Origin of the sequence: Paracidovorax wautersii, assembly GCF_031453675.1 — a bacterium.
Classification (GTDB): domain Bacteria; phylum Pseudomonadota; class Gammaproteobacteria; order Burkholderiales; family Burkholderiaceae_C; genus Paracidovorax.
Genome location: NZ_JAVIZX010000001.1, coordinates 2,068,292 through 2,090,184, shown reverse-complemented (window position 1 = coordinate 2,090,184; position 21,893 = coordinate 2,068,292). Strand labels below are relative to the sequence as shown.

The following is a 21,893-nucleotide window of genomic DNA, read 5'->3' as shown; positions in this document are numbered from 1 at the left end:
TTGAAAGGGATTGGCGCGGCTGCTCAATCCGAGGCGATGCCCTTGTCGCGGATCAGCTGGCCCCACTTGGCGTAGTCCTGCTGCACGTGCTTGCCCATCTGGGCGGGGTCTTCGAAGCGCGCAATGGCGCCCGCGTTCAGCAGCTTGTCCTGCGTTTCCTTCTCGGCCAGGATCTGACGGACCTCGTTCGCCACGCGGTCCACCACGGCCTTGGGCGTGCCCGCCGGCGCGAGCAGCCCGCCCCACGACACGGCGTCGTAGCCCTTGAAACCCTGCTCCGCAATGGTGGGCACATCGGGCAGCATGACCACCCGCTGCGGCGACCCGACGGCGATGGCCCGCAGCTTGCCCGCCTTGATGTGCGGCAGCGCGGCAACCAGATCGGCGTACATGACGGGCACCTGCCCGCCGATGGTGTCGGTGATGGCCGGCACACCGCCCTTGTAGGGCACATGCTGCATGTCGAAGCCGCCCATCTGCTTGAGCAGCTCCATGCTCAAGTGGCCGAAGCTGCCGGCGCCCGAGCTGGTGTAGTTGAGGGGCGTCTTCTCGGCCTTGGCGTGGGCGATGAGCTTGCGCAGATCGGTCACGTCGGGCAGCAGCGCAGGGTTGACCACCACCACGATGGGCAGGTCGTACACGGTGGCGACGGGCGCGAAATCCTTCACCGTGTCGTAGCCCAGCTTCTTGTACAGATGCGGAGCCAGCAAGGTGGGGGTGGCCAGCATCATGAAGGTGTAGCCGTCCGGGTCGGCCTTGGCCACCTGCGATGCGGCGATGGAGCCCGAGGCGCCCGGGCGGTTGTCCACCACCACGGGCTGCTTCAGGCGGTCGCCCAGCTTCTGGCCGACGATGCGCGATGCCGTGTCCGTCGGGCCGCCCGCGGGGAACGGCACCACCAGCCGCAGCATCTTGCTGGGCCAGCCGGTCTCGGCCAGGGCGCCGCCGGCCATGCCAGCCAGCAGCGGCGCTGCGGCCAGGGCCAGAACGTTACGCCGCGTGGTGCGGGCCGGGGATGCGGGATTGCGCATGTGCATGAAGTCTCCTATCAAAGCTGCCCAGAGCGTGCTCTGGGTCGTCGGTGGTGGCCCGCTACCGCGGGCCGGGTAAATAGCTATCCATGGCCCTGCGCGCCACCCGCAGCCCATGCAACCGGCGCGGCCCAAAGCCAGGGACAGCGAGCAAGGGCCGCCCCGCAGCGAGGCTGTCGTCCCCCTTCAAGGGGGAAGGCGCGAAGCGACTCAGGGGGTTCAATCCAGTTTGGCGTCAGCCGCGTCGACCAGGGCTTTCCAGACGGGCATGTCGCGCTGGTAGTTCTCGCGGAAGGCGTCGGGGCTGTTCATCAGGGGCATGAAGCCGGCGCCCACGGTGCGCTCCAGCACCTTCGGGTCCTTGGCGATCTCGCGCAGATGGCCGTAGAGCGCATCCACCAGCTCCTTGGGCATACCGGCGGGCGCGCCCATGGCCACCCAGCCGAAGATGGCGTAGGCATCGTCTTGAACGCCCTGCTCGTAGATAGAAGGCAGCTGGGGCAGGATGTCCATGCGCTGCTTGCCCGTCACGCCGATGGCCTTGAGCCGGCCGGCTTCGATGAAGGGCTTGGTGTTCAGCGCGCTGGAGAAACACAGCTGCAGTTGCCCGCCGATCAGGTCCTGGATCATGGGCGCCTCGCCCTTGTAGGCCACATGGGTCATGTCGGCGTCCAGCGTCTTGCTCATGTAGGCGCCTGCCAGGTGGGCATACGACCCGACTCCCCAGGACCCGTACGACAGCTTGGCCTTGTGGGCCTTCACGTACGCCAACAGCTCCTTCATGTTGCTGGCCGGCACCGACGGGTGCACCACCAGCGTGACCGGTGCCGCCGCGATCTGCGTGATGGGCGTGATGTCCTTCTGCGGGTTGTAGGGCAGCTTGGTGTACAGGAACTGGTTGATCAGCATCGAGGTGCTGAGCGACACCAGCAGCGTGTAGCCGTCCGGCGCGGCCTTGGCCACGGCGTCGGTACCCAGGATGCCGCCCGCCCCGCCCCGGTTGTCCACCACCACCGGCTGGCCGACGCGCCGCGACAGCGCATCGCCCACGGTGCGGGCGAGGATATCCGTCGCACCGCCCGGGTTGAACGGCACGATGATCCGGATCGGCTTGTTCGGCCAGGCCTCCTTGGCGGGCTGCGCGGCGGCCTGGCCGACCAGACTGCTGCCACCCAGAGCGGCCAGGCCCTGCAGGACGTCACGGCGGTTGAAGTTCGTTCCCATAGCGTTGTCTCCTGTGATCTTTGCGATCGCTTGTCGTCAAGGGATGAAGAAAGGCCCCGTTGCACCGTCTGGTGCGGTGTGTACGCAAAAGGGCCTGCGGGTGAAAGCTCAGTTCGGCGCCGGCTCCTCCGGCAGCGTCAGCACACCGCGCTGCTGCAGCTGCTGCAGCTGCTCGTCGCTCAGGGACAGCAGCCGGTGCAGCACCTCACGAGTGCCCTCGCCCAGCGTGGGCGGCGCATTGCGGATCGGCAGGCGCTGGCCATCCAGGCGGTAAGGGGGGGCGAACACCGGCGTGGTGCCGGTCACGGGGTGCGGCATGTCCTGCAGCAGGCCGCCGCGGCGCGTGCGCTCGCTGGTCAGGGCCTCGTGCAGACCGGCCACGCGGCCGCAGGGAATGCCGGCCGCCGTCAGACGCTCCAGCAGCACGTCGCGGGGGAAGGTGCGGACGAGGTCCTTGAGCATGGGCCCCAGCTCCAGCCGGTTCCTGGCCCGGTTGACGTTGGTGGCGAAGCGCGGGTCTTCGACGATGTCAGGGCGGTGAATGACCTGGCGGCAGAACTTGTCGAACTGCGCGTTGTTGCCCACGGCGATGATCAGCGGGCCATCGGCCGCGTCGTACATGCCGTAGGGCACGATGGACGGATGGGCGTTGCCATAGCGCTCCGGGTCGTGGCCGAGCTGCATGGCGTCCAGCCCGTAGTAGCCGGTCACCATCAGGCCGCAGTCGTACAGCGCCATCTCGATGAGCCGGCCCTTGCCCGTCCGGGTGCGGCGGAACAGTGCCGCCAGCACGGCCTGCGCCGCATACATGCCGGTCACCAGGTCCACCACGGCCACGCCGAACTTCAGCGGCGGCTGGCTCGCCTCGCCGTTCAATGCCATCAGGCCCGCCTCGCCCTGGATCACCAGGTCGTAGCCGGGGCGCTTGGCCTCGGGGCCGCTGGTGTCGTAGCCCGCCACGGCGCAGTAGACCAGGTCGGGCTTGATGGCCTTGAGCTGCTCGTAGCCCAGGCCCAGCTTCTCGGCCCCGCCGGTCTTGAAGTTGTGCAGCACCACGTCAAACTGCGGCAGCAGGTCATGGATGATCTGCACGCCCTCGGGGCTTTGCAGGTCCAGCGTGATGGACCGCTTGTTGCGGTTCATGCTGTTGTAGTAGGTGGTCTCGGTCTTGCCGATGCGCATGCCCCAGTCGCGCGTGTCGTCGCCGCGGCCCGGGTGCTCCACCTTGATGACCTCGGCGCCGAAGTCGGCCAGCACCTGGCCGCACAGCGGCCCGGCAAAGACCCGCGAAAGGTCGAGGACGCGCACGCCTTCCAGCGGAAAGTCGATGTCGTCGGTTGCTTGGGTTGGGCTCATGTTCCTTGTCTCCTTTTTTTTGCGACGGCGGCTCAGTCCGGGGCGCGCCGCAGCGGGGCGTAGTCGGGCGCGCGCTTGTCCAGGAAAGCGCCGATGCCTTCGCGGGACTCTGCGGTCTCCTGCGACAGCACCATGTACTGGGCTTCCATGTCCAGCTGCTCTTCCAGCGTGTGGTGCGGCGCCTGGCGGCACAGGTGCTTGATGCGCGCCATGGCCTGGTCGGGGCCGGCCGCGATCTGCCGGGCCAGCACCAGGGCCTGGGCCAGGGCTTCGCCCGGCTCGGCCAGGCGGTTGACCGGGCCCAGCTGGGCCAGGCGCTCGCCACTCAGGCGCTCGCCGGTCAGGCACAGCTCGGTCAGTACCTGGCGCGAGACGAACTCCGCCAGGAAGGCCGTGGCCCCGCCGTCGGGCGTGAGGCCCACTTTCACATAGGCCACGGAGAACACCGCGTTCTTGGCGGCGACGAGCATGTCGCAGGCCAGCGCCAGCGAGAGGCCCGCCCCGGCCGCCGCGCCTTCGACGGCGGCGATGACGGGCTTGGGGCAGTCACGCACCGCCCGCACCAGATCGTGCAGGCCTTCCAGCTTGGCGCGGCGCTCCTCGACGGGCAGCTCGCGCCGCTTGGCGAGCTGGTTCAGGTTGCCACCCGAGCAGAAGTGCCCGCCCTCGCCCGTGAGCACGATGGCGCCCACGGTGGGGTCCGACGCGGCCTCGACCAGGGCCTGGGTCAGGGCGGCGTAGAACTCCGGCGACAGCGCATTGCGCGTGGCCGGATCGTTGTTGCTCAGCACCAGCACGGCAGCTTCGCGGCGAACGAGGAGCGGCGCGTGCATGGCTCAGCTCTCCTGCGCCAGGGCCATGAAGCGGCCCAGGTGGTGGTCTTCGTCGCCGAACTGGTGGTCGATCAGCACCAGGCGCTTGGCGTAGTGCGACAGCGGCAGCTCCCAGGTCATGCCGATGCCGCCATGCAGCTGGATGCTTTCCTCAGCCACCAGCGCGCCCACGTAGCCGGCCGTGTACTTGGCCGCCGACAGCGCCTTCTGGCGTGCCACGCCTTGCGCGTTGTCGATCGCATCGGCCGCGTTGATGACGGCCGAACGCATCTGCTCCACCTCCAGCAGCAGGTCGGCCATGCGGTGCTGCAGCGCCTGGAAGGTGCCGATCACCACGCCGAACTGCTTGCGCGTCTGCAGGTATTCCAGCGTGCTCTGCTTGGCGACGTCCATGGCGCCCAGCGCCTCCGCCGCCAGCGCCAGCAGCGCATAGCCCTGGATGTGCTCCAGCACCCCGTGGCCCTGCCCTTCCTGGCCCAGCAGCGCGTCGGCGCCCACCTGCACGTCGGTGAACGACAGCTCGGCCGCGCGGCCACCGTCGATGCGGCCGTAGCCCCGGCGGGCGATGCCGGCGGCCTGGCCGTCCACCAGGAACAGGCTGATGCCATCCGTATCGAAAGCGTTGCCGGACGTGCGGGCCGACACCAGCAGCAGGTCGGCCTTCTCGCCGAAGGCCACCACCGACTTGGCGCCGTTCAGCGTCCAGCCCGAGGCGTTCTTCGTGGCCGTAGCGGCCACGTTGGCCAGCTCGTAATGGCTGCCGGGCTCGTCGTGCGCCAGGGCGGCGAGGGTGCCGCCGGCCATGATGTCTTCCAGCCGCTGCTTCTGCGCATCGTTGCCCGCGGCGATCAGCGCCTGGCCCACCACCAGGGCGCCCAGCAGCGGCTCGGCCACCAGGCCGCGGCCCAGGGCCTCGAACACCACGCTGATGTCGAAGCCCGAGCCGCCGAAGCCGCCGACGGCCTCGGGGAACAGCGCGCCGATGGCGCCCAGCTCGGCGAATTGGGCATACAGCGCCGGGCTGTGGCCCTCGTCGCCATAGGCGATCTGGTTGCGGTGCTCGATGCCGTATTGCTCGGCCACGAAGCGGTTCAAGGTGTCCGCCAGCATGCGGCGGTCTTCGGTGTGTACGAAGTTCATGGTCTTGATTCCTTCCGTTGCCGGGTCACAGGCCGAGAATCATCTTGGAGATGATGTTCTTTTGAATTTCGTTGGAGCCACCGAAGATCGACAGCTTGCGGTAGTTGAAGTAGTTGGCCGCGGCCGTAGCGGCTTCCGCCGGGCCCACGGGCGCATCGGAATAGCCTTCGTACTGGGCCTCTTCGATGAACGGTGCGGCATGCACGCCCATGGCGCGGCGAATCAGCGAAAGGATCTCCTGGCGGATCTCGGTGCCGCGGATCTTGAGCATGGAGCTTTCCGCACCCGGCACGCCGCCACCGGCCACGGCGGCGATCACGCGCAGGTTGGTGGTCTTCATGTTCTCCAGGTCGATCTCCACGCGCGCCAGGCGCGCCCCGAACAGCGGGTCCTGCGCGATCGGCTTGCCGTTCTTGTACACCTTGTCGGCAATGACCTTGAGCTTGGCCAGCGCCGCGATGCAGAAGCCCACGCCGGCGATCCCGGTGCGCTCGTAGGTCAGCAGGTACTTGGCATAGGTCCAGCCCTTGTTCTCCTCGCCCACCAAGTTCTCGACCGGCACGCGCACGTCGGTGAAGAACACTTCGTTGACCTCGCGGTCGCCGTCCAGCGTCCGGATGGGCCGCAGCTCCACGCCCGGGCTGTTCATGTCCACCAGCAAAAAGCTGATGCCCGCCTGGGCCTTGGCCTCGCGCTGGGTGCGCACGAGGCAGAAGATCATGTTGGCGTGCTGGCCTTGCGTAGTCCAGGTCTTCTGGCCGTTGACCACGTAATGGTCGCCGTCCCGCACCGCCGTGGTCTTGACCGACGCCAGGTCCGAGCCCGCGCCCGGCTCGGAATAGCCCTGGCACCACCAGTCCTCGCCGCTCAGGATGCGCGGCAGCCAGTAAGCCTTCTGCTGCTCGTTGCCGTACTTGATCAGCACCGGGCCCAGCATGTTCACGCCGAAGGGCACGATGCGCGGGCCGCCGGCCAGCGCGCATTCGGTGTCGAAGATGAACTTCTCGACCGCGCCCCAGCCCGGGCCGCCGTAGGCCTCGGGCCAGTGGTTGGCCAGCCAGCCGCGCGCGTTGAGGATGGCGTGCCACTCCTCCTGGTCGGCCTTGGTGAGGCGCTGCCCGGCCTTCACCTTGCTGGCGATGCGCGCGGGCAGGTGGTCCTTCAGGAAGGTCTGGACTTCGGTTCGGAAGGCCTCTTCCTGGGGGGTGAATTGCAGATCCATTGCTTGTTTCCTCATCGTCCGTAGCGTTGTGCACCTGAGGGGGCCTGTGCACCGGCGCGCTCCATGCGAGAGACGCCGAGCAAGGGCCGCCCCGCAGCGAGGGCGTCGTCCCCCTCCCGCAGGAGAGGGGGAAGCGGCGCCAGCCGCTCAGGGGGTGTCTCAATAAATCTCAAACAGGCCGGCAGCGCCCATGCCGCCGGCGATGCACATGGTCACCACGCCGTACTTGGCCTTGCGGCGCCGGCCCTCCAGCAGGATGTGGCCGGCCAGGCGCGCGCCCGTCATGCCGAAGGGGTGGCCGATGGAGATGGCGCCGCCGTTCACGTTCAGCCGCTCCATCGGAATGCCCAGCTGGCGCTGGCAGTAGAGCGCCTGGGAGGCGAAGGCCTCGTTCAGTTCCCACAGGTCGATGTCGTCCACCGTCAGGCCGTGGCGCTGCAGCAGCTTGGGCACGGCGAACACCGGGCCGATGCCCATCTCGTCGGGCTCGCAGCCCGCCACGGCCATGCCGCGGAAGGCGCCGAGCGGCTGCAGGCCCAGCCGCTCGGCCTGCCGGGCTTCCATCAGCACGCAGGCGCTGGAGCCGTCCGACAGCTGCGAGGCATTGCCCGCGGTGACGAAGTGGCCCGGGCCCTTCACCGGTTCCAACTTGGCCAGCCCTTCCAGCGTGGTGCCGGGGCGGTTGCAGTTGTCCTGCGTGGCGACCACGTCGCGCCAGGTGACCTCGCCGGTGTCCTTGTTCTTCTCGGTCATGCGCGCGGCGCAGGCGATGATCTCTTCGGCGAACACGCCCTGCTGCTGCGCGGCGGCCGTGCGCTGCTGGCTCTGCAGCGAGAAGGCGTCCTGGTCTTCGCGCGTGATGCCGTAGCGCCGGGCCACCACGTCGGCCGTGTCGATCATGGCCATGAACAGCTCGGGCTTGCGCTCGACCAGCCACGGGTCCAGGTCGGCCGGCGTGCCCAGGGCGCGCGCGCCCGAGATGCTCTCCACGCCGCCCGCGATCATGGCGTCCACGCCCTCGGCCACGATGCGCCCGGCCGCGATGGCGATGGACTGCAGGCCCGAGGCGCAAAAGCGCGTGACCGTGGTGCCGGCGATGGACAGCGGCAGCTCGGCCCGCAGCACCGTCTGGCGACCCAGGTTCTTGCCCTGCATGCCTTCGGGGTTGCCGCAGCCGAGGATCAGGTCCTCGATCAGCGCCGGGTCGATGCCGGCGCGTTCGACGGCGGCCTTGACCGAATAGGCGGCCAGCTGGGGCGCGGGCGTGGCGTTGAATTCGCCGCGGTGGGACTTGGCCAGCGGCGTGCGGGCGGTGGAAACGATGACGGCTTCGCGCATGGGTGTTGTCTCTTGTCTGTTCTTCTGCAGGGTTAGCTATTTTTTGAGGAGCTGTCTGCGCTTATTCCGCAAGCGATTCAGCACCAAAAGCATCTGAATCGCCCGTTCTTCAAGCGCAGGCAGCTCTCTTTTTTGATCGTTGGCGCCGCAGCGCGGCCGCTCAGGACTTCGCTGCGGCCTGGTTCAGGCTGTCGAAATTCCGGCCTTCGGCCACCAGCTGCTCCAGCAGCGGCGCGGGTTGCCAGAACAGCGGGTCTTCCTTCGCGAACGCGCGGATGTCGGCCAGGATGGTGTCCAGCCCCACCGTGTCGGCGTACTTCATCGGCCCGCCGCGATAGCGCGGAAAGCCGTAGCCCGAGAGGAAGGTCACGTCCACGTCCAAAGGCCGCAGGGCGATGCCCTCGGCCACCACCTTGGCGCCTTCGTTGACCATGGCCGCCATGTAGCGGCGCACGATCTCCTCCGGCGTGAAGCTGCGCGGCGTGATGCCTTTCTTGGCGCGCTCCGCGTCGACGATGGCCAGCACCTCGGGGTCGGGCTGGCCCGTGCGGGCGCCCTCGGGGTACAGGTAGAAGCCGCGCCCCGTCTTCTGGCCGAACCAGCCGCGCTCGCAGATGCGGTCGGCGATCTCCACGTAGCGCGCCTTCGGGGCGCCCGATTCCACCGCCGCTGCGGCGCGGCGCTTGCGCGTGGCCCAGCCGATGTCGCCGCCCGCCAGGTCGGTCACCTGGAACGGGCCCATGGGGTAGCCGAAGCCGCGCAGCGCGGCGTCGATCTCATAGGGCGATGCGCCGTCTTCCATCAGGTAGTCGGCCGCCTGCTTGTACACGGCCAGGATGCGGTTGCCGATGAAGCCGTCGCACACGCCGGCGCGCACCGGAATCTTCTTCATGCGCTTGGCCAGCGCGAAGGCCGTGGTCACCACGTCCGGCGCCACCTGGGCGGGCACCACGATCTCCAGCAGCTTCATGATGTTGGCCGGGCTGAAGAAGTGCAGGCCGATCACGTCCTGCGGACGCTGCGTGGAGGCGGCGATGGCGTCGATGTCCAGGTACGAGGTGTTGGTGGCCAGCACGGCGCCGGGCTTGCAGACGCGGTCCAGTTCCCGGAACACCGCTTTCTTCACCTCGATGTCCTCGAACACGGCTTCGATCACCAGGTCCACGCCGGCGATGTCGTCGTAGCGCGTCGAGGGCGTGTAGCGCGCCAGGATGGCGGCCTTGCCCTCCGCCGTCATGCGGCCCTTGGCGATCAGGCCGTCGTAGACCTTCTCCACGTTGGCCTGGCCCCGGGCGATGGAGTCGGCATCGCGCTCGATCATGGTCACCGTCAGGCCCGCATCCAGCGCGGACACGGTGATGCCGGCGCCCATGGTGCCGCCGCCGATGACCGCGATCTGGTGGAAAGGCCGGGGCGCTGCGGCCTTGGCCTCGGGAATCTTGGCGGTCTCGCGCTCGGCGAAGAAGGCGTGGATCAGGCCGGCGCGCTGCGGGCTGTTCAGGCATTCCACGAACAGCGCGCGCTCTTTTGCCATGCCTTCGTCGAAGGGCAGCTCGACGGCCGCGCGCACGCATTCGACGATCTTCATCGGCGAGAACAGGCCGCGGCTCTTCTTCGCCGTGTCGGCCGCCAGGGCGTCCAGATCGGCCAGCGCGGCGGCCCGGTCGGCCACGGCCAGGTCGCGCGTGCGGCGGACCGGGACGTTCTGGGCGATCAAGGCGTTGGCATAGGCCAGGCCTGCGGCGGTGGCATCCGCGCCCTCCTCCAGCCGGTCCACCAGACCGGCCGCCAGCGCGGCCTGGGCCGACAGGGGCTTGCCGCTCAGCATCAGTTCGGCGGCGGGCTTCACGCCCATCAGGCGCGGGGCGCGCTGCGTGCCGCCCGCACCGGGCAGCAGGCCGAGGTTCACCTCGGGCAGGCCCAGCTGGGCCGCCGGCAAGGCCAGGCGGTAGTGGGCCGACAGGGCCACTTCCAGCCCCCCGCCCAGCGCGGCGCCGTGGATGGCGGCCACGACGGGCTTGGCGCACGACTCGATGCGCGCGCACACCTCGGGCAGCGACGGCGGCACGGCAGGCTTGCCGAACTCGCGGATGTCGGCCCCGGCGATGAAGGCCTTGCCCTCGCCCACGATCAGCACGGCCTTCACGGCGGCATCGGCCTCGGCCTGCTCCACGGCCGCCAGCAGGCCCTGGCGCACGGCCGCGCCCAGCGCATTGACCGGCGGGTTGTGGATGCTGACCACCAGCACGTCGCCCTGCAGGCGGGTTGAAACCACGGAAGCCGCTGCCTCACGAGTCATGCGCTTGTCTCCTCTAATGGGTGTGGAATGTCCAACAGGCATTCTTGCGGCGACAATGATTTCTAACAATCCCATGAATCATTGACAGACTGTCAAATGATTTCAACCAATCGAGCCACCGAGAGCCATGGATTCCCAATCGCTGACGCTGCTGGTCGAGATCATCGACAGCGGCAACCTGAGCCAGGCGGCGCGCAAGCTCAAGATGACGCGCGCCAACGTGAGCTACCACCTCGCCAAGCTGGAGAAGGACGCGGGCGTGCAGCTGGTGCAGCGCACCACCCGCCGCGTGGAGCCCACCGAGATCGGCCTGCGGCTGTACCAGCACGGGCGCACCATCCACAACGAGATGCTGGCCGCGCGCGAGGCCATCACCACCCTGGGCCAGGGCCTGCAGGGCCGTGTGGGGATCAGCGTGCCAAGCGGCTACGGCCAGATCGTGGTGAGCGACTGGCTGATCGAGTTCAAGCGCACCTACCCGGGCATCGTGCTGGACGTGCTGTTCGAGAACCGGGCCGACAACCTGCGCGATGAGGTGGACATCGCCATCCGCGTGGTGCAGGAGCCGCCGCTGTCGCTCGTGGCCCGGAGCCTGGGCACCGTGCGCTACCTGGCCTGCGCCTCGCTCGACTACGCACACCGGCACGGTCTGCCGCGCACCCTGCACGCGCTGCGCAGCAGCCCCGTGATCACCGCCGGCGTGACCGGCCGGCAACTGCGGCTGGCGGCCTACCAGGGCCAGGAGCGGCACGAGGTGATGCTGGAGCCGACCATGGTTTCCGAGCACTTCCCGTTCCTGCGCCAGGGCATCCTGGCCGGGCTGGGCGTGGGCCTGGTGCCCGACTACGTCGTGCAGGACAAGCTCGATAGCGGCGAGGTGCTGACCACGCTGAACGAGTACCGCCTCAGCATCTTCGGCACCCACATGTACCTGCTGTACCTGCCCAACCGCCACCAGACCCGCGCGGTACGCACCTGCATCGACTTCCTGCTGGCCAAGGCCCAGCCGGCGGACGGCCCGCGGGCCGAAGCGCCCACGGCGCCCCGCTGACGCCGCGCCCCGCGGCGCACCTTTCGCGCGAATCGAACGCCCACGAAAAAGCCCCTGCCGTTGCCGGACAGGGGCTGGTGCGGCGGGGGCGCCGGGGGTCTCTCAAGAGAGTAGAGACCGGTCCGGCGCGAACCGCTCAGACGTTCTGCGCGTTCTGCAGGGCGGCGATGCGCTCCTCGATCGGAGGGTGGGTGCTGAACAGCTTGCCGATGCCGCCGGCGATGCCCAGGGCCTGCATGCTCTTGGGCAGTTCGGCCGTGTGCAGGCCACCCAGGCGGGCCAGGGCGTTCACCATGGGCTGCTTGCGGCCCATGAGCTGGGCGGCGCCCGCGTCGGCGCGGAACTCGCGCTGGCGGCTGAACCAGGCGACGACGATGGCGGCCAGGAAGCCCAGCACGATGTCGAGCACGATGGTGGTCACGTAGTAGCCGATGCCGGGGCCCGAGCGGTTCTCGTTGTTCTTGTTCAGGAAACTGTCCACCGCGTAGCCGATCACGCGCGACAGGAACACCACGAAGGTGTTCATCACGCCCTGGATCAGCGTCATGGTCACCATGTCGCCGTTGGCGATGTGGGCCACCTCGTGGCCGATCACGGCCTCGACCTCTTCGCGCGTCATGTTCTGCAGCAGGCCGGTGGACACGGCCACCAGGGCGTTGTTCTTGAAGGCGCCGGTGGCGAAGGCATTCGGGTCGCCTTCGAAGATGCCGACCTCGGGCATGCCGATGCCGGCCTTGTCGGCGAAGCGGCGCACGGTCTCGACGATCCAGGCCTCGTCGGCCGAACCGGTGCCGTCGATGATCTGCACGCCGGAGCTCCACTTGGCCACCGGCTTGCTGATCAGCAGCGAGATGATGGCGCCGCCGAAGCCCATGATGAAGGCGAAGCCGAGCAGCGCGCCCAGGTTCAGGCCATTGGCGGTCAGGAAGCGGTTGACGCCCAGCAGGCTGGCGACGATGCCCAGCACCACCACGACGGCGACGTTGGTCAACAGGAAAAGGGCGATTCGTTTCATCGAAAGGTTCTCCACGAAGGGATACGGGGTGTGGCAGCGGCCGGAAGGCCCGTCACAGCCCGTCAATTGGGGGCGGCGCGGAGGCCTTCAAGCCGTGCTCGCTGCGCGTCGCTGGCCCTGTTGTGGTTGCTTGTGCGGGGCGCGCGCGGCGGAAAACTAAAGAGTCATCATAGAAGCAAAAGTTCTCGTTTTCGGGCCACCAACCGGGCACGCCCAGAACCGGCAGGGGATTGAACGGCTTGGTCGCCAGATGCGCCGGATCCAGCGCTTGCGCCAGCCAGCCGTCCAGGCTTGCTATTGATTCAATAGCTACCGGCGCTTGATAGACATGCGCCGTGATCGGTTTTCGCGGATGCACCAGCTTTTCCAGCAGCGCGTGGCCGAACAGCACCAGCCGCGCCTGCTGCCACAGCGGGCGCAGGCCGACGAACAGTTGCTGCCAGTCGCGCGCCTGCAACGCCGCGTGCAGCGGCGCGGGCGCCAGCAGCACGGCGCCGTTCTCGTCGAACAGCGTGATCGCATCGCGCAGCGGCCCCCGCACCGCCCCCACGCCGTGCGCCGCGATCGCCTCGGCCTGCAACTGGTTCAGCCGCCGCTTGGCCTGCGGAAAGCTCAGCCAGACCAGCCCGTTGAAGAAGTCGTGCAGGTTGTCGCGCGTGGGCACGGTGCCGGTGTCGAAGATGAACGGCTCATAGGCGGTGCCGGCGAGCAGCAGTTCAGGGGCGACGAACCGCGGAACCACCGCCTCCTCTTCCGGGACCGAATCCGCCGCCAGCCGGTTGAGGGCATCAGCCACTGCGGTGCCAGCCTCGGCGATCTGCCGTGCCGCCGCGCTGGCCCCCGGCACCGCATCCGCGAACCAGGGCCGCGACCAGTCGATGGACTGGAAACCGGCGCCGCTCACGGCGGGGTGGGCGTGCCGGACGGACGGGCGCTGCGCTTGTCGCGCACGGACACCTTGGAGGTGCCTTCGTCCCGCATCTCGAAGCCCTGCGTGGCCAGCAGCAGCTTGGTGAGGGAGCCGTAGCCGTAGTTGCGGGCGTCGAACGAGGTCTTGTTGCCGATCTGCGTGCCCACGGCGCCCACGCGCGCCCAGCCCGTCTCGTCGGCCGAGGCCTGCACCGCATCGCGCAGCAGGCTCATGAGCCGGCTGTCCTGCCGCAGCTGGGCGGTGGGCACCCGCAGCGTGGCGGGGCGGGCGGGCACGCCGGGCGCGGGCAAATTCTCGGGCGCCATGTCGGCGTCTGCCGCTGGCGCGCTGCCTGCAGGGCCTGGCGCAGCGGCCTCGCGGCGCGCCGGTTCGCCGGCCGGCGTGCTGGCTGCAGCAGCGCCCTCCACCGCCACGCCGTCGGCATCGCTGCCCAGCGACTCCAGGTACAGGAAGCGCGAGCAGGCGTTGACGAAGGGCTTGGGCGTCTGCTCCGCGCCAAAGCCATACACCGCCGCCCCCTTGCTGCGCAGGTGCATGACCAGGGGCGTGAAGTCCGCGTCCGACGAGACGATGCCGAAGGCGTCGGGGTGTTCGGTGTACAGCAGCTCCATCGCATCCACCGTCATGGCCATGTCGGTGGCGTTCTTGCGCTTGGAATAGTCGAACTGCTGCATCGGCCGGATGGCGAACTCCAGAAGCCGCTGCTGCCAGCCGTTCAGGCCGGACTTGGTCCAGTTGCCGTACGCGCGCCGGATGCTGATCTCGCCCAGGGTGGACAGCTCGGTCAGGATCTCGTCGATCTTCTCGGCCGGCGCGTTGTCGGCATCGATGAGCAGCGCAATGCGCAACTGGCGTTCGGACGGCATGGGCGACGGTCCTTCAAAGAAAAAGGGGAATCAGGCGTTGGCGGACACCACGCGCCAGGGCAGCGCCTCGCCCGAACGCAGCGGCTTGAGCTGGGCCTCGCCGAAGGCGAAGCTGTCCGGCGGCGTCCACGATTCGCGGCGCAGGGTGATCGTGCCTTGGTTGCGCGGCAGGCCGTAGAACGCCGGGCCGTGGAAGCTGGCGAAACCTTCCAGCTTGTCGAGCGCACCGGCGTTGTCGAAGGCCTCGGCATACATCTCAATGGCCGCATGCGCGGTGTAGCAGCCAGCGCAGCCGCTGGCGTGCTCCTTCAGGTGCGCGGGATGGGGCGCGCTGTCGGTGCCCAGGAAGAACTTCTCGCTGCCGCTGGTGGCGGCCTGGACCAGGGCCACGCGGTGCGTTTCGCGCTTGAGCACGGGCAGGCAGTAGTAGTGCGGCCGCACGCCGCCGGTGAAGATGGCGTTGCGGTTGTACAGCAGGTGGTGCGCGGTGATGGTGGCGGCCGTGAAGCGGTCGGCCTGCTGCACGTACTGCGCAGCGTCCTGGGTGGTGATGTGTTCGAAGACGATCTTCAGCTCGGGGAAATCGCGGCGCAGAGGAATGAGCTGCTGGTCGATGAACACGGCCTCGCGGTCGAACAGGTCGATGTCGCTGCTGGTCACCTCGCCGTGCACCAGCAGGATCAATCCGGCCTTCTGCATGGCCTCCAGCGTCTTGTAGGTCTTGCGCAGGTCGGTCACGCCGGCATCGCTGTTGGTGGTGGCGCCCGCGGGGTAGAGCTTGAGGGCGACCACACCGGCGTCCTTGGCGCGCGTGATTTCCTCGGGCGGCAGGTTGTCGGTCAGGTACAGCGTCATCAGCGGCTCGAAGGCCACGCCTTCTGGCACGGCGGCCAGGATGCGCTGCTTGTACGCCAGGGCCTGCTCGGCCGTGGTCACCGGCGGGCGCAGGTTGGGCATGATGACCGCGCGGCCGCACTGGGCCGCCGTGTGCGGCACCACGGTGCGCAGGGGCTCGCCGTCGCGCACGTGCAGGTGCCAGTCGTCGGGCCGGGTGATCGTGAGCGTGTCGACGGACGAAGAAGCGGAAGAGGAGGATGGGGCGGCTGCGGTCATGCGCCGTATTGTCCCATCGCCGGGCCGTGGGCCCGCGGGCGGCCTCCAGGCTGCTTTCAGGCGGCCAGGGGAAAGCGCACGGTGAAGCAGGTGCCGCCTTCCGGCCGGCTTTCGACCTGCACGCTGCCGCCCTGGCGCTGCGCCAGGGCCTGCACGATGGACAGGCCCAGGCCCGAGCCCTCGCCGCGCCGGCCCGCCGGGTGGGGGAAGCGCTCGAACGGCCGCTCCCGCATGTGGGCGGGCAGGCCCTGGCCGGCGTCGCTCACCTGCAGCACGACGGCGTCCGCCGCAGCCGACACCGCCACGCCCAGCCACGCGCCGCCGCTGGCATGGCTCAGAGCGTTCTCGACGAGGTTGAACAGAATCTGCCGCACGCGGTCCGGGTCCACCAGCACGGGGGCCTGCGCACCGTCGCCCGGCGGCGTGAATTCCAGCACCATGCCGTGCTCGGCAATGCGCTGCGCATGCGTGGCGAGGGCGTCGCGCACCAGCTCGGCCAGATCGACGCGGCGCGCCTCCAGCGAGAGCTGGCCGGCCTCGGCCATGGACAGGGTGTGCAGGTCGCCCACCAGCCGGCCAAGGTACTCCACCTGGTCGAGCAGTGCGCGGGACTCCGCGGCATCGGCCTCGATGACGCCGTCGCAGATCGCATGCAGCCGCGCGCGCAGCACGGCCAGCGGCGTGCGCAGCTCGTGCGAGATGGAGGCCGCGGTGGCCTTGCGCTCGCGCGCCATGCGCTCCAGAGAGTCGATCATCTCGTTGAAATGCCCCACGGTGACGGCCATCTCGTCGTGGTAGCGGCCTGGCTGGGCGCGCAGGGAGAAGTCGCCCTCGGCCACGCGCGATGCCACCTCGGCCATCGACGCCAGCGGCAGCGTCACCAAGCGCGACACCCAGAACCCCACCACCAGCCCGATGGGCAGGCACACGACCAGCCCCACCACCAGCGAGAGCTTCTCCCCGAACAGCAGGTCCCCATGCCAGTACTGGCTGTAGATCTCCATGGCGCGGGGGCCGTCCTCCAGGTCGCGGTCGCGCAGGTCGTCCAGCTCGCGCTGCACCTCGGCAGGCAGCGTGCGGTAAAAGTCGCGGTACTGCAGCTCGGAGAAGATCGTGACGCTCGCGGTGAGCAGCGCCATCGTGGCCAGCAGCGTGGCCGCCACGCTGAGGCCGAAGCGGACCCACACGCGCGACAGCAGCGGGCCGGGCTGCATCACGCCGCAGCACCCGGCTGCCCGGCACCGGCGCCCGGCAGGAACCGGTAGCCGATGCCGCGCACGGTCTCGATGAGATCGCCCTGCCCCGCCTGCTGCAGCTTGCGCCGCAGCTTGGACAGGTGGGAGTCGATCACCCGGTCGAGCGCATCGCTTTCGGGCAGGCAGTGCTCGATGAGGTGGCTGCGCGAGAAGCACCGCCGTGGCTGCGCAGCCAGGCAGGCCAGCAGGCGGAACTCGGTGAGCGTCAGCGGCAGCGCTGTGGCCTGCCCGTCGCTGCCGTGCACGAAGGCGGCGTGCGCCTCCTGGTCGACCTCGATGCTGCCCACCCGGATCGGCAGGGCCGCGCGGGCCGGCGCGGCCGTGGCCCCGCGCGTGCGGCGCAGCACGGCGCGCACGCGGGCCACCACCTCCGGCGGGCTGAAGGGCTTGACGACATAGTCGTCTGCACCCAGGCGCAGTCCCAGCAGCTTGTCCACGTCGTCGGCCACCGCGGTGACCATGATGACGGGCGTCTGCCCTTCCTCGCGGATGGCGCGCAGCAGGTCCAGGCCGTCCATGCCCGGCAGGTGGATGTCCAGCAGCACCAGGTCGGGACGGAACTGGCGGAACAGGCCCAGCGCCTCCAGGCCGTCCCCCGATTGCCTCGCCCGCAGGCCGTCGCGCTCCAGGTAGGCGGTGAGGATGCTGGCGATGCCCGGCTCGTCCTCCACGACGAGGATGAGGGGCGCGGGGGAGGGTGGCGTGGAGGAAGGCGTCATGGGCGGGCGCGGCGGCAAGTGGGCGGATTATCCATAGCAGGGGCCGTCCGCGCACGGCCTGCGCGACGTCTGTGGCATCTCCATGAACCCTCCACATTCCATGCACGGTCGCGCAAGCTTCGCGCCGTCCAATGGCCTGGCTTCTTCGCCGTCCTGCCACCTTCGCCCATCCCGTCCGCGCGTGCCCTCCCCGCCCCTTCCTTCGCGACTCCTGCGCGCCGGCCTGCCGCTGGCGGTGCTGGCCTTGCTGGCTTGGTGTGCCCTTCCGGGCGATGGACCGAAGGTGCCCCGGGAGCTGCCGATGCCCGCCGCCTGGGCCACGCCCCTGCCGGGCGGCCCCGCGGCACCCGACCTGCGCAGCTGGTGGAAGGCGTTCCAGAGCCCCGCGCTGGACGCCCTGGTGGACGAGGCCCTGGCGCACAACCTCGATCTCGCAGCCGCCACGCACCGGCTGCAGGAAGCGCGGCTGCAGGCCGGACGCGCCGCCGTGCAGTTCCGGCCCGCGTTCAGCGCGGGCGCGCGGACGCTGCAGGACATCTCCGCCACCGACACCTACTTCCACGCCAGCATCGACATGGCCTGGGAACTGGGCCTGTTCGGCGCGGGCGAGCACACACGCGCCGCAGCCGACGCGGACGCCGCAGCCTCCCTGGCCGACAGCCAGGGCGTGCGCGTGGCCGTGGTGGCCGATGTGGTGCGCAACTACCTCGATCTGCAGGCCGCCCGCCAACAGCTCGGGCTGCTGGACCGCATGGCCGGGCTCGACACTCGTGCGCTCGCGCTGGCCCAGGTGCGCCGGCGCACCCACACCGGCGCGGCGGACGACATGGCCCAGGCCGCCGCCCTGGCCGCGCAGACGCGGGCGGCGCGCGCTGCCCCCGCGGAAGCCGCGGCCCGCGCGGCGCAGGCGCTGTCCGTGCTGCTGGGCCGCGTTGCGCCCGATCCGGCCTGGGCCGCGCCCGGCCCCGGCGAGCCCCTGGCACTCGCCCCCTTCGCCGTCACTGCGCTGCCCGCCGACCTGCTGCGCACCCGGCCCGATGTGCAGGCCGCAGAGGCGGGCATGCGCAAGGCGGCCGCCAGCGTGGGGCTGGCCCGCTCCGAGCTGTACCCGCGCGTCGCCATCACGGGCTCATTGCTCTACGCCTACAACATCACGCAGAACCGACGCCTCGTCAGCGACAACGTGCCGGCCATCGGCCCGGTGATCGACATCCCGCTGTTCGACTGGGGCCGCCGGCGCCTGCAGGTGGATGCCCAGCAGCAGGCGTTCGAAGCCGCCGTCCTGGCGCGCGAGCGCACGGTGCGCACCGCCGTGGCAGAAGCCGAGGGCGCGCTCGCCGGCCTGGCGGCGCAGCAGGCCCGCGCCGATGCCCTGGCCGATGCCGCCGCAGCATGGGGGGGCCGCTCCACGGCGGCCGCCACCCGCGTGCGCCTGGGCCTGGCAAGCGAATACGACGCGCTGGCGCCGCAGCGGGCGCTGCTGCAGGCACAGATGGAGGAAGCCACCGCGCAGGACGCACGGGCCCTGGCCTTCGTCGCGCTCTACAAGGCGCTGGGCGGCGCGCCGCTGCCGCCGGCGACGGCGCAGGAACGGGCTGAAAGGCCGGAGGCCCCATGATCGCGCTGGGCCGCAAGACGCTCCTGCATGAATGGCGACGCTTCGTCCCCGCCGTCTTCGCCGTGGGCTTCTCCTGCGTGCTGCTGGTGGTGCAGGCGGCCCTGGTGCAGGGCATTTTCGGCAGTGCCGCGCTGTACGTGCAGGCCTCCGGCGCCAACCTGTGGGCGGGCTACCCGGGCACGCAGAGCGTGAATTTCGGCCGCGCCATCGGCCGTGACGTGGACCTGCGCCTGGCGGCCGACCCGGCCGTTGCTGCCACCGAACCCTACCTCTGGGTGGACGGCGACTGGCGCAGCGCCCAGCCAAACAGCGGCGGCAGCGTGTCGGTGTACCTGTCGGGCATCCGCACCACGCGCGACGCCATGCTCTTCTCGCGCCTGCTGGCGGACTGGCAGCGCGCTGCGCTGCGCGCGCCGGGCGCGGTGATCGTCGACCGGGAAGACCTGTCCACCCTGCACACCGAGGAAGGAGGCCGAGCCTGGATCAACGCCCACCCCGTGCAGGTGGTGGCCGTGGTGGAGGGGCTGCGCGGCCTGGGCGGGGTCAACGTGCTGGCCTCCCTCGATACCGCGCGCGAAATCTCCGGCAACGGCGCCGACGCCGGGCCGACGTATGTGGTGGCGCGCACCCGCGCCGAGGCCGAGGCCCCGCAGGTCCAGGCACGCCTGGCCGCCGGCTCCCCCGGCTTCGGCCCGTTCGAAGTGTGGACGGCCGCGCAGTTCGCCCAGCGCTCCCAGCTGTACTGGCTGCTGGACACGGGCGCCGGCGTGGCGGTCCTGTTCATGGTGGGCATCGTGTGCCTGGTCGGCACCGTGGTCACCAGCCAGTCGCTCATGGGCGTAGTCGCCGGCTCTGCGCGCGAATACGCCGTGCTCAACGCCCTGGGCGTGAGCCGCCGGGTCCTGGGCCGTCTGGTCATCGGCCAGGCCGGCTGGATCGGCGGCCTGGGGCTGCTCCTGGGCGCCGCGGCCAGCACGGGGTTGCTGGTCGTGGCCCGCGCCAACGGCGTGCCCGTGGCGATGACCCCAGGCACCGCCCTGGCCTGCGCCGGCCTGGTGGCGGCCGTTTCCCTGCTGTCGGGCCTCTTCGCCCTGCGCGGCCTCCTGGCCGCCGACCCGGCCCTGCTGCTGCGATGAAGCCCGCCCTGCCCCGCTCCACCTCCGGCACCCCGGGCCACCGTGCCCCCCGCGGCACGCCCAGCCTGCAGGCCATCGACCTGCACAAGTCCTTCGTTTCGGGCGTGGTGCAGGTGCAGGTGCTGCGCCAGATGAATCTGTCCATTCACGCTGGTGAGCTGACTCTCATCTCGGGCCCGTCGGGCTGCGGCAAGAGCACGCTGCTGTCGCTGCTGTCGGCGCTGCAGAAGCCCGACGCGGGCACCATCCGCGCGCTGGGCGAAGACCTGGCCTCGCTGGATGCGCGTGCGTTGGAGCGCTTCCGCCTGCACCACACGGGCTTCGTGTTCCAGGGCTTCAACCTGTTCCCGGCGCTCACCGCCATCGAACAGGTGCAGCTGCCCCTGGGCTACCTGGGCTTGAGTGCGCGTGAAAGCGCGGAGCGCGCGCGGGACGCGCTGGACGAGGTGGGCCTGGCGCCCCGCGCCCACATGCGCCCGGCGCAGCTGTCCGGCGGCGAGAAGCAACGCGTGGCCATCGCCCGTGCCATCGCCAAATCGCCCCAGTTGCTCTTCGCCGACGAGCCCACCAGCGCGCTGGACGCCGACAGCGGTCAGCGGGTGATCGACATCCTCCACCGCATCGCACGCACGCATGGCACCACGGTGCTGTGCGTGAGCCACGACCCGCGCCTGGTGCGCCATGCCGACCGCGTGCTCGGCATGGAAGACGGCGCCATCCGCAGCGACTGGCGCCAACCGGACGCCGTGACAGACCACTCCGCCGCATGAACCGCCTCTCACTCCTTTCTTCCCGGCTCTCCTCGCCGCTGCGCGCCGCCACCCTGGCCGCAGGCCTGCTGGCGCTGGCCGCATGCAATGACCGCGGCCCGGCCGCGCCCGCGGCCGCCAATAGCAATGCCGGCGTCAACGGAAGTGCGCCTGCCGCCGGCAGCGCTGCACCCGCCAGCGTGGCCGTGGCGCGCGGCCGCATCGAAGTGCAGGGCGGCCTGGTCGAACTCGCCCCGCTGCAGGAAGGCCTGGTGGAATCCGTCACGGCGCACGAGGGCCAGCACGTCAAGCGCGGCCAGGTGCTGCTGCGCCTGTCTCCCACGGCCTCGCAGGCGGAGGTCCATGTGGCGCAGGCCGAACTGCACCTGGCCGAGGCCCGCACCCACGCCCGTGCCCAGCAGCTGCCCGGCCTGCGCCGCACGGCAGAGCGTCTGGCCGAAGCCAGCGCGGCCGGCGCCGCCGAACCCCAGCGCGCCGAAGAAGCTGCCCAGGCGCTGCGCACGGCCGAATCCGACGTAGCCATCGCCCGCGCCGAAGGGGACGTGTCCCGCCAGAAGCTGGCGCTGCTGCGCGGCCAGCAAGGCCGGCTGGAGCTGCGCGCGCCCGATGACGGCACCGTGGTGCGCGTGGCCACCCAGGCTGGCCAGCGTCTGGCGGCCGCCAGCGGCCAGCCGGCCATCACGCTGCTGCCGAACCGGCGGCTGCAGGTGCGCGCCGAAGTCAACGAAAGCTATGCCGCCGCCATCCAGGTGGGCCTGCGGGCCACCGTCACCACGGATGGCGATGCCGCCCCAATGGCACTGCCGCCGGCCCGCGTGGTCCGCATCAGCCCGGTGCTGGGCACCGCACGGCTGCAGGAGGACGCCCAGCGCGGCCCGATGCGGGTCGTGGAATGCATTCTGGAATTCGACCAACCCATCCAGGACGCGCGCCCCGGCCAGACGGTGCGCGTGGCCTTTCAACGCTGATGCCACG

General features: G+C 70.1%; 19 protein-coding genes. 5 read left to right on the top strand and 14 right to left on the bottom strand.

All coding sequences use genetic code 11. From position 1 onward, the window contains the following. Positions 1-23 precede the first annotated feature (23 nt). The 8 genes from QE399_RS09495 to QE399_RS09460 all read right to left on the bottom strand — a co-directional run bounded on the left by QE399_RS09495 (position 24) and on the right by QE399_RS09460 (position 10,443). On the bottom strand, positions 24-1,037 hold the full coding sequence (locus QE399_RS09495) for a Bug family tripartite tricarboxylate transporter substrate binding protein (protein WP_309828249.1): 1,014 nt from the start codon (positions 1,035-1,037) through the stop codon (positions 24-26). 213 nt (positions 1,038-1,250) lie between these two features. After that, positions 1,251-2,255, bottom strand: a complete 1,005-nt coding sequence (locus QE399_RS09490) for a Bug family tripartite tricarboxylate transporter substrate binding protein (RefSeq protein ID WP_309828247.1) — start codon at positions 2,253-2,255, stop codon at positions 1,251-1,253. Between the two features lie 108 nt (positions 2,256-2,363). Next, positions 2,364-3,611, bottom strand: a complete 1,248-nt coding sequence (locus QE399_RS09485) for a CaiB/BaiF CoA transferase family protein (protein ID WP_309828245.1) — start codon at positions 3,609-3,611, stop codon at positions 2,364-2,366. 32 nt (positions 3,612-3,643) lie between these two features. After that, positions 3,644-4,444, bottom strand: coding sequence for an oxepin-CoA hydrolase, alternative type (locus QE399_RS09480; RefSeq protein ID WP_309828243.1), 801 nt, complete (start codon positions 4,442-4,444; stop codon positions 3,644-3,646). Between the two features lie 3 nt (positions 4,445-4,447). Continuing rightward, positions 4,448-5,584, bottom strand: coding sequence for an acyl-CoA dehydrogenase family protein (locus tag QE399_RS09475; RefSeq protein WP_309828241.1), 1,137 nt, complete (start codon positions 5,582-5,584; stop codon positions 4,448-4,450). A 25-nt stretch (positions 5,585-5,609) separates the two neighbouring features. Next, positions 5,610-6,806 carry an acyl-CoA dehydrogenase family protein gene (locus QE399_RS09470; RefSeq protein WP_309828239.1) on the bottom strand — a complete coding sequence of 399 codons (1,197 nt, stop codon included), beginning with the start codon at positions 6,804-6,806 and terminating at the stop codon, positions 5,610-5,612. A 159-nt stretch (positions 6,807-6,965) separates the two neighbouring features. Continuing rightward, entirely contained in the window at positions 6,966-8,144 is a 1,179-nt protein-coding gene (locus QE399_RS09465; RefSeq protein WP_309828238.1) for an acetyl-CoA C-acyltransferase, read from the bottom strand. Between the two features lie 160 nt (positions 8,145-8,304). Next, on the bottom strand, positions 8,305-10,443 hold the full coding sequence (locus tag QE399_RS09460; RefSeq protein ID WP_309828236.1) for a 3-hydroxyacyl-CoA dehydrogenase NAD-binding domain-containing protein: 2,139 nt from the start codon (positions 10,441-10,443) through the stop codon (positions 8,305-8,307). A gap of 127 nt (positions 10,444-10,570) precedes the next feature. Between QE399_RS09460 and QE399_RS09455 the strand changes: the two genes are divergently transcribed. Beyond that, positions 10,571-11,494 (top strand): LysR family transcriptional regulator, encoded by a 924-nt coding sequence (locus QE399_RS09455; protein ID WP_309828235.1) that lies wholly within the window; start codon positions 10,571-10,573, stop codon positions 11,492-11,494. 136 nt (positions 11,495-11,630) lie between these two features. Here the strand turns inward: QE399_RS09455 and htpX are convergent, their stop codons facing one another. From htpX to QE399_RS09425, 6 genes are read right to left on the bottom strand one after another with little or no spacing between them, the layout of a single operon-like run. Further along, a complete protein-coding gene (gene htpX / locus QE399_RS09450; RefSeq protein WP_309828233.1) occupies positions 11,631-12,509 on the bottom strand; it encodes a protease HtpX in 879 nt (292 codons plus the stop codon). A gap of 52 nt (positions 12,510-12,561) precedes the next feature. Continuing rightward, the gene (locus QE399_RS09445; protein WP_309828231.1) at positions 12,562-13,413 is read right to left on the bottom strand and encodes a DUF3025 domain-containing protein; all 852 of its coding nucleotides are present in this window, start codon (positions 13,411-13,413) and stop codon (positions 12,562-12,564) included. Beyond that, positions 13,410-14,306, bottom strand: coding sequence for an NYN domain-containing protein (locus QE399_RS09440; RefSeq protein WP_309828230.1), 897 nt, complete (start codon positions 14,304-14,306; stop codon positions 13,410-13,412). The genes QE399_RS09445 and QE399_RS09440 overlap by 4 nt, the downstream gene beginning before the upstream one ends. A 30-nt stretch (positions 14,307-14,336) precedes the next feature. Continuing rightward, on the bottom strand, positions 14,337-15,419 hold the full coding sequence (pyrC, locus tag QE399_RS09435) for a dihydroorotase (protein ID WP_309828228.1): 1,083 nt from the start codon (positions 15,417-15,419) through the stop codon (positions 14,337-14,339). 56 nt (positions 15,420-15,475) lie between these two features. Next, positions 15,476-16,633: a sensor histidine kinase gene (locus QE399_RS09430; protein ID WP_309831997.1), complete on the bottom strand. Its 1,158-nt coding sequence runs from the start codon at positions 16,631-16,633 to the stop codon at positions 15,476-15,478. Continuing rightward, positions 16,633-17,394, bottom strand: coding sequence for a response regulator (locus QE399_RS09425; RefSeq protein ID WP_309828227.1), 762 nt, complete (start codon positions 17,392-17,394; stop codon positions 16,633-16,635). The genes QE399_RS09430 and QE399_RS09425 overlap by 1 nt, the downstream gene beginning before the upstream one ends. A 181-nt stretch (positions 17,395-17,575) precedes the next feature. On the opposite strand from QE399_RS09425, the gene QE399_RS09420 reads away from it, so the two are divergent. The 4 genes from QE399_RS09420 to QE399_RS09405 are packed head-to-tail and all read left to right on the top strand — an operon-like array spanning position 17,576 to position 21,886. Beyond that, entirely contained in the window at positions 17,576-19,012 is a 1,437-nt protein-coding gene (locus tag QE399_RS09420; protein WP_309828225.1) for an efflux transporter outer membrane subunit, read from the top strand. Continuing rightward, positions 19,009-20,148, top strand: coding sequence for an FtsX-like permease family protein (locus QE399_RS09415; protein ID WP_309828224.1), 1,140 nt, complete (start codon positions 19,009-19,011; stop codon positions 20,146-20,148). Before QE399_RS09420 ends, QE399_RS09415 begins: the two co-directional genes overlap by 4 nt. Next, entirely contained in the window at positions 20,145-20,918 is a 774-nt protein-coding gene (locus tag QE399_RS09410; protein ID WP_309828223.1) for an ABC transporter ATP-binding protein, read from the top strand. Before QE399_RS09415 ends, QE399_RS09410 begins: the two co-directional genes overlap by 4 nt. Beyond that, on the top strand, positions 20,915-21,886 hold the full coding sequence (locus QE399_RS09405; protein ID WP_309828221.1) for an efflux RND transporter periplasmic adaptor subunit: 972 nt from the start codon (positions 20,915-20,917) through the stop codon (positions 21,884-21,886). Before QE399_RS09410 ends, QE399_RS09405 begins: the two co-directional genes overlap by 4 nt. Positions 21,887-21,893 lie beyond the last annotated feature (7 nt).

Bases quoted from the DNA above. Each gene is read 5' to 3' on its own strand.
- QE399_RS09495 (WP_309828249.1), bottom strand. From the start codon at position 1,037: ATGCACATGCGCAATCCCGCATCCCCGGCCCGCACCACGCGGCGTAAC.
- QE399_RS09490 (WP_309828247.1), bottom strand. From the start codon at position 2,255: ATGGGAACGAACTTCAACCGCCGTGACGTCCTGCAGGGCCTGGCCGCT.
- QE399_RS09485 (WP_309828245.1), bottom strand. From the start codon at position 3,611: ATGAGCCCAACCCAAGCAACCGACGACATCGACTTTCCGCTGGAAGGC.
- QE399_RS09480 (WP_309828243.1), bottom strand. From the start codon at position 4,444: ATGCACGCGCCGCTCCTCGTTCGCCGCGAAGCTGCCGTGCTGGTGCTG.
- QE399_RS09475 (WP_309828241.1), bottom strand. From the start codon at position 5,584: ATGAACTTCGTACACACCGAAGACCGCCGCATGCTGGCGGACACCTTG.
- QE399_RS09470 (WP_309828239.1), bottom strand. From the start codon at position 6,806: ATGGATCTGCAATTCACCCCCCAGGAAGAGGCCTTCCGAACCGAAGTC.
- QE399_RS09465 (WP_309828238.1), bottom strand. From the start codon at position 8,144: ATGCGCGAAGCCGTCATCGTTTCCACCGCCCGCACGCCGCTGGCCAAG.
- QE399_RS09460 (WP_309828236.1), bottom strand. From the start codon at position 10,443: ATGACTCGTGAGGCAGCGGCTTCCGTGGTTTCAACCCGCCTGCAGGGC.
- QE399_RS09455 (WP_309828235.1), top strand. From the start codon at position 10,571: ATGGATTCCCAATCGCTGACGCTGCTGGTCGAGATCATCGACAGCGGC.
- htpX (WP_309828233.1), bottom strand. From the start codon at position 12,509: ATGAAACGAATCGCCCTTTTCCTGTTGACCAACGTCGCCGTCGTGGTG.
- QE399_RS09440 (WP_309828230.1), bottom strand. From the start codon at position 14,306: ATGCCGTCCGAACGCCAGTTGCGCATTGCGCTGCTCATCGATGCCGAC.
- pyrC (WP_309828228.1), bottom strand. From the start codon at position 15,419: ATGACCGCAGCCGCCCCATCCTCCTCTTCCGCTTCTTCGTCCGTCGAC.
- QE399_RS09430 (WP_309831997.1), bottom strand. From the start codon at position 16,633: ATGCAGCCCGGCCCGCTGCTGTCGCGCGTGTGGGTCCGCTTCGGCCTC.
- QE399_RS09425 (WP_309828227.1), bottom strand. From the start codon at position 17,394: ATGACGCCTTCCTCCACGCCACCCTCCCCCGCGCCCCTCATCCTCGTC.
- QE399_RS09415 (WP_309828224.1), top strand. From the start codon at position 19,009: ATGATCGCGCTGGGCCGCAAGACGCTCCTGCATGAATGGCGACGCTTC.
- QE399_RS09410 (WP_309828223.1), top strand. From the start codon at position 20,145: ATGAAGCCCGCCCTGCCCCGCTCCACCTCCGGCACCCCGGGCCACCGT.
- QE399_RS09405 (WP_309828221.1), top strand. From the start codon at position 20,915: ATGAACCGCCTCTCACTCCTTTCTTCCCGGCTCTCCTCGCCGCTGCGC.